Below are 13,087 nucleotides of genomic sequence, written 5' to 3' on the forward strand. Positions count from 1 at the left end.
CGGAGCGGGAGAGGGAAGCCTCCATCACGGCCGCTTGGCGCCCGGCGCGTAGACCTTCGGCTGGGCGAAGTTCAGGTGGTCGAGAAGCTCCTGGCTGACGCAGCCGTCCACCGGGAGCTTGGCGGCGCGCTGGTAGGCGCGAACCGCCGACTGGGTGCGCGATCCCATCTTGCCGTCGGCGATGCCGGCCCTGAAGCCGTGCTCGTTCAGCGCCTCCTGCGTGCCGGTGACGAAGGCCTTGAACATCTCCGGCGGCATGCCGGCGGACCCGCAGGCGGCGAAGGCCGGGGACGCGGCGGTGACGAGAAGCGCGGCGCACAGGAAACGCATCATGTCGGAAACTCCGGGTCGCTGGTGTCACCGGATGAAACAGCGCCGGCTCCCGTCCCATTCCCGAAAAAGAGGGAACGGGACGGGATGACCGGACTCAGCCCGCGCCGTCCTCGTCGCTCTGCCCCTTGATCCGGGCGGCGAGCGCCGCCTCCAGGAAGGGATCGAGCGCGCCGTCCAGAACCGCCTGGCTCTGCGAGGTCTCCACGTCCGTCCGCAGGTCCTTCACCATCTGGTAGGGGTGCAGGACGTAGGAGCGGATCTGGTGGCCCCAGCCGATGTCGGTCTTGGTCGCCTCCAGCGCGGCGGCGGCGTCCTCGCGGATCTTCAGCTCCCGCTCGTACAGGCGCGCGCGCAGCATGTCCCACGCCTTGGCGCGGTTCTTGTGCTGCGACCGTTCCTGCTGGCAGCTCACCACGATGTTCGTCGGCAGGTGGGTGATGCGCACCGCCGAGTCGGTCTTGTTGATGTGCTGGCCGCCGGCGCCCGACGCCCGGTAGGTGTCGATGCGGCAATCCTTCTCGTTGATCTCGATGTCGATCTTGTCGTCGATCACCGGAGACACCGAGACGGCCGAGAAGCTGGTCTGGCGCCGCGCCTGGCTGTCGAACGGGCTGATGCGCACCAGACGGTGCACCCCGGCCTCGGTCTTCAGCCAGCCATAGGCGTTGTGGCCCTTGATCTGGATGGTGGCGGACTTGATGCCGGCCTCTTCGCCGGCGCTCTCCTCCAGCCACTCCGTCTTGAAACCGTGCTGCTCGGCCCAGCGGGTGTACATGCGGACCAGCATCAGCGCCCAGTCCTGCGCCTCGGTGCCGCCGGCCCCGGCGTTCACCTCGACGTAGCAGTCGTTGGCGTCGGCCTCGCCGGACAGCAGGCTCTCGAGCTGGAGCTTGGCGGCGCGTTCGCGCAGCGCGTAGAGCTGGGCCTCGGCGTCGGCGACCACCGTGGCGTCGCCCTCCTCCTCGCCCATCTCGATCAGTTCCAGGCTGTCGGCCAGATCCCGTTCCAGCGCGCGGTAGCCCGACACCGAGGTGTCGAGCTGCGTGCGCTCGCGCATGATGGTCTGCGCGCGGGTGGGATCGTCCCAGAGCTTGGGATCCTCCGCGAGGTTGTTCAGTTCGTCGAGACGACGCAGCGCGTTATCCCAGTCAAAGATGCCTCCTCAGCAGCGCCAGCGATTCTCTGATCTCGCCGGCGGCCGCTTCGATCTCGGCCCGCATGGCGGTGCCTCCTCGTCAGCCAGAGTTAAAAAGAATGGTCGGCTGAATATGTAGCGGCTCGCCTCCCCGCTTGCACCCTTTATCGGCCCGTTTCCCCCACCGGCTTAGGTCCCGCGGCCTAGCCGGTCCGAATCATGGCCGACCGCATTTCTGAGTACGCCGCTTATCCGCCGCCGCAACCCCATGGCGCGCCGGGCGGATCCTCCCAATTGGAATTATGTTCGGGTCCGGGTTCGCCATTCTTGCGTGCTCCCGCAACCCATTTTCGCGCGGTGCCTCATGAGCTTCACCAGCCTGAACTTCCTGCTGTTCATCACCCTGTTCAGCGCCGGCTTCATGGCGCTGGCGCGGACACGGGTGTTCACACCCTTCCTGCTGGTCGCCAGCTATCTGTTCTACGGCTACTGGGATTACCGCTTCTGCGGCCTGCTGGCCTTCAGCACGCTGGTCGACTTCTATTGCGGGCTGAAGATCGCCGACGCGACCGACCGCCACACCAAGAAGATGTTCCTGTTCGTCAGCCTGGGCATCAACCTTGGCATCCTGTTCTTCTTCAAATACTACAACTTCTTCATCGACAGCGCCGAGGTCGCCCTGGCCTCGCTGGGGGTCGAGATCGGGCAGCGGACGCTCAGCATCATCCTGCCGATCGGCATCTCCTTCTACACCTTCCAGAATCTCAGCTACGGCATCGATCTCTACAGCGGCGAGCTGAAGCAGCCGGAGCGCTCGCTGATGCGCTACGCCACCTTCGTCGCCTTCTTCCCGCAGCTCGTCGCCGGCCCGATCGTGCGGGCGCGCGACCTGCTGCCGCAGATCCAGGCCGGCCCGCGCGAGATCCCGTTCCAGGAGCGCTTCGCCGGGCTGGAAAAGGTGGTCTGGGGCTATTTCCTCAAGCTCGGGCTGGCCGACAACGCGGCCGCGGTGGTCGACGCCCGCTTCCACCAGCCGGAATTCTACAACGCCCTGCAACATGTGCTGGGGCTGGTCTGCTTCTCGCTGCAAATCTACGGCGACTTCGCCGGCTATTCGCTGATCGCCATCGGGCTGGCGCAGATCTTCGGCTACACCATGTGCCAGAACTTCGCCCGCCCCTACTTCGCCACCGGCATGCGCGATTTCTGGCGGCGCTGGCACATCTCGCTGTCCACCTGGTTCCGCGACTACGTCTATGTGCCGATGGGCGGCAACCGCACCCGCTGGCTGCGCACCCGCAACATCGTCATCACCATGCTGATCTCCGGCCTGTGGCACGGCGCCAACTGGACCTTCGTCCTGTGGGGCGTGCTGCACGGCGCGCTGATGGTGGCGGAGGACGCGCTGCGCTGGCTGGGCGCCCGCAGCCCGGTGCGGCTGAGCGGCCTGCCGCTCGCCGTGGGCAAGCTGGCGCTGGTGGTCGGAGTCTTCGCCATCGTCACGCTGACCTGGCTGCCCTTCCGCGCCGACAACCTTCAGACCGTCTGGACCATCCTGGGGATCATCGGCAACGGCGACTTCAGCCTGCCGCGCGGCATGCAGCAGGCCAGCTCCCTGATCCGCGTCGCCATCCTCGGCCTGATCGTGCTGGCGGTGGACGCGGCGATCGAGCGCGGCACCGGGAGGCGCTACGCCGGGACCAACGTCGTCGCCCGCTCGATGGCCTGCTCGCTGCTGATCGTGACGCTGCTGCTGTTCGGCAGCTTCGAGAACCATGCCTTCATCTACTTCCAGTTCTGATACGGGAGTCCGTCCGATGATCCGCCTTCTGTCCTGCATCGCGTTGATCGTCGCCATGGTGGCGACCATGGACCGGGTCCTGGCCTCGGCGCTGGGCGACCTGCTGCTGCGGTCGGACGACCGCTTCATGGCGGTCTACCGCCCGCCGGCTCCCGACGACAGGCCGGCGGACGTGGTGGTTCTCGGCAACTCGCGCGCCGACAACCATTTCCCGACGGAGGCGGTGGGGAACCTCGCCTGCGGCTCGGCGATCAACCTCGGCATGGGCGGGGCGCCGACCACCATCTCCGCCCTGCTGTGGGAGGATTACGTCGAGCGCCACGGCGCGCCGCGCCTGCTGCTGCTGGAGCCGACCGGCGTGGTCGACGACCCGCGCACGCTGGCCGACGTGCCGCTGCTGTCGCACTATTCGCCTCGGGTCGACGATTTCGTGCGGCGGACCGACCACGGCCTGTGGCTGTCGAACCAGGCGTTCCACCTCATGGCCTTCAACAGCAACCAGACGATCCGGCTGGCGGCGGGGCTGGTCCGGCCGTCCGGCGACCGCACCCTGTCGGGCGTCGTGCCGGCGCCGCTGCGCGCCCAGCTCGCCAGCGCCCCGGAGGAAAGGATGGAAGGTTTCCAGCCGAACTGGGAGGCGATGAACCGGATCATCGAGTCGGCGCGGGCCCATGGCACGCGGGTGGCGGTGGTGGTCACCCCCTACTACCCGGTCCACAGCGCCAAGCTGACCAACTTCGACGCCTTCTTCGCGGAACTGAAAGGCCGCCTGCCGGCCGACGTGACCTTCATCGACGGCCGTCGCACGGTGCAGAAGGAGGAGCTGTTCATGGACGCCCTCCACATCAACCAGGACGGCGTGCAGGCGATGTTCGCGGCCCTGGAGTCCGACCTGCGCCCGCTCGGCAACTGCCCCCCGACCGACGCCATCGCGTCGCTGTCCGGCTCGCTGGAGACCAGCCGGCACTGATCGCGCGGCAACGCACCGAAACGGCGAAGGGCGCTTCCCACCGGAAGCGCCCTTTGTCTTGGTCCTCACCGTCGATTGACCGCGAATTCTCAGTACAGCCCGCCGGTCCCCAGCGTCGCCGCCGCCGGCGGGGTCGCCATGGTCGAGGGATCGCCCGCCGCCGGATAGGCGTTCGGGTCGCCGGGCACCCCGAAGCCGCCGTTGGCCGAGCCGTCGAGCACGATCTGCGGCCGGTCCGGGTTCGGCTCGGTGCCCGGCAGGAAGGCCTCCCAGATCGCCCGGCGGTCGCCCGGCTGGGCCAGCTCGCCGGTCGCCGGGTTGACGCGGACCAGACGCAGGCCGGGCGGCACGCGGAACGGCGTCGCCGGCTTGTCCTTCAGCGCCTCGGCCATGACCTCCTTGAAGATCGGCACGGCGGCCGAGCCGCCGGTCTCCCGCGCGCCCAGCGAGCGCGGCTGGTCGAAGCCGATGTAGGTGCCGACCACCAGATCGGGCGAGAAGCCCATGAACCAGGCGTCGTTGCTGTCGTTGGTGGTGCCGGTCTTGCCGGCCAGCGGCTTGCCGAGCGACAGCAGCGTGGTCGCCGTGCCGCGCTGGACCACGCCCTCCAGGATCGAGACGATCTGGTAGGTGGTGCGCGGGTCGTTGATCTGCTCGCGGTTGTCCGGCACGCGCGGCACCGCCAGCCCGTCGCGCCATTCCGGCGCGGCGCAGCTGTCGCAGGCGCGGTCGTCGTGGCGGAAGATGGTCTTGCCGGTGCGGTCCTGGATGCGGTCGATGAAGGTCGGCACCACCTTCTTGCCGCCGTTGGCCAGCATCGCGTAGGCGGTCGCCATGCGCAGCACCGTGGTCTCGCCCGCCCCCAGCGCCATCGGCAGGTAGGGTTGCAGGTTGTCCATGATGCCGAACTTCTCGACCAGCGCCTTGACCTTGTCCATGCCGATCTGCTGGGCCAGCCGCACGGTCATGACGTTGCGCGACTTCTCGATGCCGACGCGCAGCGGGGTCGGGCCGTAGAACTCGTGGCTGAAATTCTCCGGCCGCCAGATCGGCTGCCCGCCGCCGGGATCGTAGGCGAAGGGCGCGTCCAGCACCAGCGAGGAGGGCGTGAAACCCTGGTTCAGCGCCGTCAGATAGACGAAGGGCTTGAAGGAGGAGCCCGGCTGCCGCATCGCCTGGGTGGCGCGGTTGAAGACGCTGATGTGCGGCGAGAAGCCGCCGACCATCGCCAGCACGCGGCCGGTGTGGGGGTCGAGCGCCACCATGCCGCCCTGCACCGCCGGGATCTGCCGCAGCGCGTAGCTGCCGGCCGGCAGCTCCTTGCCCTTCTCGTCCTTGCCCGTCGCCGGCTCGACCAGCAGCAGGTCGCCCAGCTTGGCGACGTCGGACGGCTTGCGGATCGCCGGACCGAGGGTCTCGCCCTCCTTCCAGGCGCGCGCCCAGCGCAGCTCCGACAGCGGAATGCGCCCGCGCGCCCCGTCGGCCAGACCGATGTCGAGCGCGTCGGCGAGGTCGTCCTTCAGCACCACCGCCAGCTTCCAGCCGTCGGCGCCGGGCGGGTGCGCGGTGGCGGCGAGCTTCTTGGGCCAGCCGTCGAAATTCTCCATCCGGCCGACCGGGCCGCGCCAGCCGTGGCGGCGGTCGTAGGCGACCAGCCCGTCGCGCAGCGCCTTGGTCGCCGCCGCCTGGATGCGCGGGTCGAGCGAGGAGCGCACCGACAGGCCGCCCTCGTAGAGCGCCTGCTCGCCGTAGAGCTTCACCAGCTCGCGGCGGATCTCCTCGGCGAAATACTCGGACGTGACCATCTCCTGCTCGTCGCGCTTGCGCACGACCAGCGGCTTGGCCTGGGCGGCGCGGGCCTCCTCCGGCGTGATGTGGCCGTCCTCGGCCATGCGGCCGATCACCCAGTTGCGCCGGGCCAGCGCCGCGTCGCGCTGGCGCTCCGGATGGTAGTTGCTGGGCGCCTTGGGCAGGGCCGCGAGGTAGGCGACCTCCTCGATGTCCAGCTCGTCGAGCGCCTTGTTGAAGTAGTTCAGCGACGCCGCCGCCACCCCGTAGGAACGGAAGCCGAGGAAGATCTCGTTGAGGTACAGCTCCATGATGCGGTCCTTGGAGAAGGCCCGCTCGATGCGCACCGCCAGGATCGCTTCCTTGATCTTGCGGGCGAAGGACACCTCGTTGGTCAGCAGCATGTTCTTGGCGACCTGCTGCGTGATCGTGCTGGCGCCGACCGGCCGGCGGTCGCGGCCGAAATTCTCGATGTTCACCAGGATGGCGCGGGCGATGCCGATGGGATCGACGCCTTTGTGCTCGTAGAAATTCTTGTCCTCGGCCGCCATGAAGGCGTTGATGACGCGCTTGGGCATGGCGTCGATCGGCACGAACACCCGGCGTTCCGAGGCGAATTCGGCGAGCAGCCGCCCGTCGCCGGCATGGACGCGGGTCGTCACCGGCGGCTGGTAGTTGGCCAGCTTGGTGTAGTCGGGCAGATCCTGGTTGTAGTGGTCGAGCATGTAGACCAGACCGCCGGCGCCGGCCAGCGCCACCATCACCAGGGCCATCAGAAGAGACAGAATAAGGCGCATGACCGATCCCGAAAACAGACGACGCCGGGCGCGCCGCCAAAGCGGCCCCCGTCGGATGGAGCGCATCCTACACCGCGAGGGCGGGGCGCGCCGACTGATTAGGACGCATGTCAGAAAATTGTGACGCGCCGAGGGCGTTGCCGCGGGGGCGTTGCCGCGCCGGCGTCAGTCGCGCGCCATGCCGCCCAGCCACTTGAAATAGGCGTCGATGGTCCGCGCCAGCGAGCGGCCGAGCTTCTCGCGGTGGGTGGCGGTGGTCAGCAGGTTGGCGTCCTGCTTGCTCGACAGATAGCCCATCTCGATCAGCGCCGACGGCACGTCGGGCGCCGTCAGCACGGCGAAGCCGGCCTGCCGGTGCGGCTTGCTGGGGATCAGCTTCACGTCGCGCCCGAGATGGTCCAGCGCGATCTTCGCGAAGCGCTTGGAATGGTTCATGGTGTCGCGCTGCGCCAGATCGATCAGGATGCTGGCGACCAGCGAGTTCTCGCCGGACAGATCCATGCCGGCGATGGCGTCGGCGCGGTTCTCCTTGGCGGCGAGCATCTCGGCCTCGCGGTCCGACGCCTTGTCCGACAGGGTGTAGATCGACAGCCCGCGCATGTCGCCGCTGCCGATGCTGTCGGCGTGCAGCGAGATGAACAGGTCGGCGTTCGCCTCGCGGGCGATGGCGACGCGGTCGCGCAGCCGGATGAACACGTCGCTGTCGCGGGTCAGCCGCACGCGGTAGCGGCCGGTCGCCTCCAGCTGGCGCTTGGCCTCCCTGGCGGCGGCCAGCGTGATGTCCTTCTCGTGCAGTCCGCCGACGCCGACCGCGCCGGGGTCGGCGCCGCCATGGCCGGGATCGAGCACGACCAGCGGCTTCTCCACCACCGACGGCGCCTTGGGCGCGGCGGGCGGCGGCGAGACGACCGGGGGAGCGGCCGGAACGGCGGCCGGCACGACCTGGGCCGGCGGCACCGTTGGCAGCGGGGCGAAGGGCGCCGCGGTCTTGACCACGCCCTTGGCCCCGCGCTTGGCCTCGGCCGGGGGCGAAGCGGCGGCGAGGCGCTGGAACTCGGCCGGCGTCACCCGCTCGATGTCGAGGACGAGGCGCGGCTGGCGGCCGTCGCGCGCCGGAATCGTGTAGGCTTCCCGCAGCTTGGCCGGGCCGACCGTCTCGAAGGTGAGGCGCAGCGTTCCCGGCGCCGTTACCCCGTAGCGGTAGCGGGCGACCAGCCCCTTGCCCTCCATCGCCACGCCGCCGCCGGGCCACACCAGCTCCGGCAGATCGACCATGATCCGGTAGGGGTTGGCGGCCAGCGTCACCGTGAAGGGCACGGCGTCGCTCACCTCCAGCACGAAGCGCGTCTTGTCCGGGTGCAGACCGAGCCGGGCGTCGACCACCGCCGGCTTGGGCGGCGGGGCCGGCAGCGCCGCCGTGGTCTGCGCCGCGGCGCCACCGATGGTCTCCAGCGCCGCCGCGACCAGCAGCGCCGCGACGAACGCGCGCGAACCGGCTCCGCGCCGGGCGGGCATGAACCGTCGGAGAAGGGGCGGTCGCCGCATGGAAGCCACTCGGCAGCGTGAAGGACCAGTCACGCCCAACCTATAGCCCGGCCAAATCAGGCGGTTCAACGCGAAGGTCGGGATGGCGGCCGGAATCCGCGCGGTGGTGCCGTTCCTGCAACACCGCGGGCGACGCCGGGCGGCGTGACGCCGCGGCGCGACTCGGCTCATTTCCGCGTTGTGCAAGCGAAAGCGCTTGTCTATGGTATGGTTGCGACAGACCGCAATTCGCCAGTGTCCCGCCGGACCGCCCCCGACTCCCCGTCGAGGCCCCGGACGTGGGGGCTGCGGCGTCGCCCACGTCACGCCTGTCCGGCCATCCGCGCCGGCAAGGATGCCGCCGGGTGGCGCGTTCGGGTTGCCGGTGAGAGGACGAAACCTCGAAGCTGGCTGCGACCGCAAGGCCGCATCCCGGCGCTTGTCGACCGACCCGTCCTGGCTGCTTTGATCAGCGCCGTTCGACGATGCCGGTCCCCGCGCCGCACGCTTCGCCCACAACAGACGATGCGTCCGGGCGACCCTGTCGGTCGCGCGGGTCCGCCCGGATTGCGTCGTTGAGGAACGTGTATGGCCAAGCGCATGCTGGTGGACGCCACGCACCCGGAGGAAACCCGGGTCGCCGTGGTCAATGGCAACCGGCTGGAAGAGCTCGATTTCGAGATCGCCAGCCGCAAGCAACTGAAGGGCAACATCTACCTCGCGAAAGTCACGCGGGTCGAGCCCTCGCTTCAGGCGGCCTTCGTGGAGTATGGCGGGAACCGCCACGGCTTCCTCGCCTTCTCCGAAATCCATCCCGACTACTACCGCATCCCGGTCGCCGACCGCGAGGCGCTTCTGGCCGAAGAGCGCCGCCTGGACGAACAGGCCGAGGCGCGCGCCGAAGCCGCCGCCGACGGCGCCGTGATGGCCGAGCCGGTCCGTCCGGAGCAGGTCGTCGAGGAATGGTCGCCGATGCCCTCCCCCATCGTTCCGGAGGCCGGCGAGAGCGAGGCGCCGGGCGCCGAGGGCAACGGCGAGAGCGACCAGGCGCCGGCCGAGCCGGCCGCCGAGGACGTCCCCGCGCCGGAGAACCCCGACGTCCTGGGCGGCGACGAGGAGGAAGAGGCCGAGGAGGTGCAGCGCCGCCGCACCCGCCCGCTGCGCAGCTACAAGATCCAGGAGGTCGTGAAGCGCCGGCAGGTCATGCTGGTGCAGGTGACCAAGGAGGAGCGCGGCAACAAGGGCGCGGCCCTGACCACCTACCTGTCGCTGCCCGGCCGCTACTGCGTGCTGATGCCCAACACCGGGCGCGGCGGCGGGATCTCCCGCAAGATCACCAACCCGGCCGACCGCAAGCGCCTGAAGGAGATCCTGTCGGATCTCGACATTCCCGACGGCATGGCGGTCATCCTGCGCACCGCCGGGCTGGAGCGTTCCAAGCCCGAGATCAAGCGCGACCTGGAATATCTCCTGCGCCTGTGGGACGACATCCGCGAGCAGACGCTGAAGTCGTCGGCGCCCTGCCTGATCTATGAAGAGGCCAACCTCATCAAGCGGTCGATCCGCGACCTCTACTCGTCGGACATCGACGAGATCTGGGTCGAGGGCGAGGCCGGCCTGCGCACCGCGCGCGAGTTCATGGGCATGCTGATGCCCGGCCACACCAAGCGCGTCCAGCAGTACCGCGACGACACCATCCCGCTGTTCCACCGCTACCAGGTGGAAACGCAGATCGACGCGATCCACAGCCCGGTGGTGCAGCTGCGCTCCGGCGGCTACATCGTCATCAACCCGACCGAGGCGCTGGTCTCCATCGACGTCAACTCCGGGAAGTCCACCCGCGAGCGCAACATCGAGGAAACCGCCTACAAGACCAACCTGGAGGCCGCCGACGAGGTGGCGCGCCAGCTGCGTCTGCGCGATCTCGCCGGCCTGATCGTCATCGACTTCATCGACATGGAGGAACCGCGCAACAACGCGTCGGTCGAGCGTCGCATGAAGGAGGCGATGAAGAACGACCGGGCGCGCATCCAGCTCGGCCGCATCTCCGCCTTCGGCCTCTTGGAGCTGTCGCGCCAGCGCCTGCGCCCGTCGCTGCTGGAGACCAACTTCGAGCGCTGCCCGCACTGCTCGGGCACCGGCGTCATCCGCTCGGTCGAGTCGGCGTCGCTGCACATCCTGCGCGCCATCGAGGAGGAGGGCATCCGCAAGCGCTCGGCCGAGATCACCATCTACGTGCCGACGCAGATCGCCCTCTACATCCTCAACCAGAAGCGCGGCGAGCTGGCCAAGATCGAGGAGCGTCACGGCTTCCACGTCATGGTCCAGGCCGACGATTCGCTGATCGCCCCGGACCACCGCCTGGAGCGCAACCGCGCCCGCCTGCCCGACGAGGAAGGCCCGCTGGTCAGCGCCGACCGCGTGATGGCCGAGACCGACCGCGCGCTGGCCGCCGAGCCGGTCGAGGACACGGTCGAGGAGATCGAGTCCGAGGAGACCGCCGAGGGCGAGGAGGACGCCGCCGAGACCGAGCGCGCCGAGACCAACGGCGAGGCCGGTGGCGAGGATCGCCGTCGCCGTCGCCGTCGCCGTCGCGGCCGTGGCCGTGGCGAGCGCGAGGACGGCCGTGGTGAGGGCGCCGAAGGCGAGGGCGAGGCCGAGGGCCAGGACGAAGGCCAGGATGGGGAGACGGTCGAAACCGCCCTGCCCGTCGCGGCGCTCGACACCGGCGCCACCGCGACCGTCAGCGAGCCGACCGGCGAGGCCGAGGCCGACGACGGCGAGGAGGACGAGGAGGACGGCGGCGAGGAGACCGGCGAGCGCGGTGCCGACGGGCGCAAGAAGCGCCGCCGCGGCAAGCGTGGCGGTCGCCGGCGCACCCGCCGCGATGGCGTCGAAGGCTCCGATGAGGCTGTCGCGGCCGAGTCGGACGCCGAAGCCGCTCCCGTCGCGGAGACGCCGGCCCCGACTCCGGCCGCGCCCGCCGAGGCGATCGACCTCGACTGGATCCTGACGGGCGAAACCCCGGCGGCGGTCGAGGAGACGGCTGCCCAGGAGACGGTCGTGACGGAAGCTCCGGCCGCCGCTCCGGTCGCCGAGGAGGCCAAGCCGGCCCCGAGGAGCCGCCGCAAGGCCGCCGCCAAGACCGCAGCCGCCGTCGAGGCGCCCCCGGCTCCGGTGGTGACCGAGGAGGCCAAGCCGGCTCCCAAGGGCCGCCGCAAGGCCGCCGCCAAGACCGCAGCCGCCGTCGAGGCGCCGCCGGCTCCGGTGGTGACCGAGGAGGCCAAGCCGGCTCCCAAGGGCCGCCGCAAGGCCGCCGCCAAGACCGCCGCCGCCGTCGAGGCGCCGCCGGCCCCGGTGGTGACCGAGGAGGCCGCTCCGGCCAAGAAGCCGGCGCGCAAGCGCAAGACCGCGGCCGAAGCGCCGGTCGAGGCGCCGCCCGCCCCGGCTCCGGTCGTGGTCGAGGAAACCGCCGCTCCGGCCGCGGAGACTCCGGCCCCCGAGGCCGCCCCGGACGCGTCCACCGAAAAGCCCCGCCGGGGCTGGTGGCGCCGCTAAGCGCACCGGGTGAGTTCGAGACAGGGAAAGGCGCCGAAAGGCGCCTTTTTCTGTTTCGGAGCGCCACCACACGCGCAGCGTCCCGCTCGTCGGCAACGGGCAGACCCTTGGCAATCGAAGAATTAATAAAAATTTAACATCATCAACCCGAGGCTGTATCCAAAAGTGGAGCTCACTCGGAGGAACGACACCATGGGGATTTCGGCTTCGGCGGGCTACACGCCGCAACTGAACAGCGCCGCGCTGGCCTCGGCTCAGAAACCGGCATCCGCCGCCCCGGCGAAGGCCGCTCCCTCCCCCCAGGCCGCGTCCTCCGTGGAGGTGTCCGTCGTCGTCAGCCTGTCCGTCCAGGCCCAGGCGATGATGAGCAGCCGGGAGCCGGCCGCAGCCTCCTCGTCCCCCTACGCCCGCTATTTCCCCACGCGCGACGGCAAGCCCGCCACCGCGCTCGCCCGCGCCGTGTCCGATCCGGGCGCCGAATCCCTTTCCGCCGGCAAGAGCCTCGCCGATGTCGCCAAGAGCGCGCGGGCCAGCATGGACGCCCAGTACAAGGCGATGGAAAAGGAAGGCAAGCCGTTCGACTTCAACAGTTTCGAGGGCAGGGACTGGTATTCCCTGATGGGGGATCTCGACCGCCGCGCGCTCCACGCGGTCAGCAGCAACGCCGACGGCCTGTTCAGCAAACAGGAGCAGGACATGGCCCAATCCATCATGTCCCAGCAGCAGGGTTTGGCGATGGGGCTCTACAACGGCCCGATCAGCCAGGAGGGAAGTTTCGTCGACCCCCACGGGGGCGACAACGCCGCGCGCATGAAGGCCGGCGTCGCCTTCCTCGACAAGGTCAGCGCCGACGAGAAGACATCGGTCCCCTGGGCGGTGAATCGCGCGTCGGCCCAGACCTCCTACGAATGGATCATGTCGGACCGGGACGAGCCCACGGAGAATCTGGACAGCGACGTCCCCCTGGCCAAGCTTCTGAAGAGCGCCATGGCCACGATGAAGGGCGATTCCGAGCGCGGCATCTCCTCGGGCCGCATCGAAACCATCGAGGACATAAAGCAGCAGGCCTGGTTCAAGGGCTTCGAGGATCGGCTCGGACCGGCCATCCAGGCGACGCGGAAGCAACTGCTGCCCGACGCCGCCTGATCGGGCCTTGCCGGGCCAGGCCGGTTGCGAATCGG

The 13,087-nt window shown here is 69.6% G+C and carries 8 protein-coding genes; 4 read left to right on the plus strand and 4 right to left on the minus strand.

Going from position 1 to position 13,087, the window contains the following annotated elements:
• Window positions 1–24: 24 nt before the first annotated feature.
• Together J2847_RS06935 and prfB are read right to left on the minus strand one after the other, a co-directional pair.
• Window positions 25–333, minus strand: coding sequence for a peptidoglycan-binding domain-containing protein (locus J2847_RS06935; RefSeq protein ID WP_209778157.1), 309 nt, complete (start codon window positions 331–333; stop codon window positions 25–27).
• 94 nt (window positions 334–427) lie between these two features.
• Window positions 428–1,553, minus strand: a protein-coding gene (prfB, locus tag J2847_RS06940; protein WP_209778159.1) for a peptide chain release factor 2 whose coding sequence is annotated in 2 segments (ribosomal slippage) — window positions 428–1,483 and window positions 1,485–1,553 — 1,125 coding nt in all. Because the reading frame shifts where the segments join, the coding sequence is not laid out codon by codon here.
• Window positions 1,554–1,832: 279 nt separating this feature from the next.
• Between prfB and J2847_RS06945 the strand changes: the two genes are divergently transcribed.
• Both J2847_RS06945 and J2847_RS06950 read left to right on the plus strand, forming a co-directional pair.
• Window positions 1,833–3,269, plus strand: coding sequence for an MBOAT family O-acyltransferase (locus J2847_RS06945; RefSeq protein ID WP_209778161.1), 1,437 nt, complete (start codon window positions 1,833–1,835; stop codon window positions 3,267–3,269).
• 16 nt (window positions 3,270–3,285) lie between these two features.
• Window positions 3,286–4,239 carry a hypothetical protein gene (locus J2847_RS06950; RefSeq protein ID WP_209778162.1) on the plus strand — a complete coding sequence of 318 codons (954 nt, stop codon included), beginning with the start codon at window positions 3,286–3,288 and terminating at the stop codon, window positions 4,237–4,239.
• Between the two features lie 89 nt (window positions 4,240–4,328).
• On the opposite strand, the gene J2847_RS06955 is transcribed toward J2847_RS06950, so the two are convergent.
• Together J2847_RS06955 and J2847_RS06960 are read right to left on the minus strand one after the other, a co-directional pair.
• Window positions 4,329–6,824, minus strand: coding sequence for a penicillin-binding protein 1A (locus tag J2847_RS06955; protein ID WP_209778164.1), 2,496 nt, complete (start codon window positions 6,822–6,824; stop codon window positions 4,329–4,331).
• Between the two features lie 165 nt (window positions 6,825–6,989).
• Entirely contained in the window at window positions 6,990–8,339 is a 1,350-nt protein-coding gene (locus tag J2847_RS06960) for an N-acetylmuramoyl-L-alanine amidase (protein ID WP_233474337.1), read from the minus strand.
• 597 nt (window positions 8,340–8,936) lie between these two features.
• Here J2847_RS06960 and J2847_RS06965 point away from each other — a divergent pair.
• Both J2847_RS06965 and J2847_RS06970 read left to right on the plus strand, forming a co-directional pair.
• Window positions 8,937–11,906, plus strand: a complete 2,970-nt coding sequence (locus J2847_RS06965) for an Rne/Rng family ribonuclease (protein ID WP_209778168.1) — start codon at window positions 8,937–8,939, stop codon at window positions 11,904–11,906.
• 192 nt (window positions 11,907–12,098) lie between these two features.
• The gene (locus J2847_RS06970; protein ID WP_209778169.1) at window positions 12,099–13,052 is read left to right on the plus strand and encodes a hypothetical protein; all 954 of its coding nucleotides are present in this window, start codon (window positions 12,099–12,101) and stop codon (window positions 13,050–13,052) included.
• Window positions 13,053–13,087 lie beyond the last annotated feature (35 nt).

The organism is Azospirillum agricola (assembly GCF_017876095.1).
In the GTDB taxonomy this organism is placed as follows: domain Bacteria; phylum Pseudomonadota; class Alphaproteobacteria; order Azospirillales; family Azospirillaceae; genus Azospirillum; species Azospirillum agricola.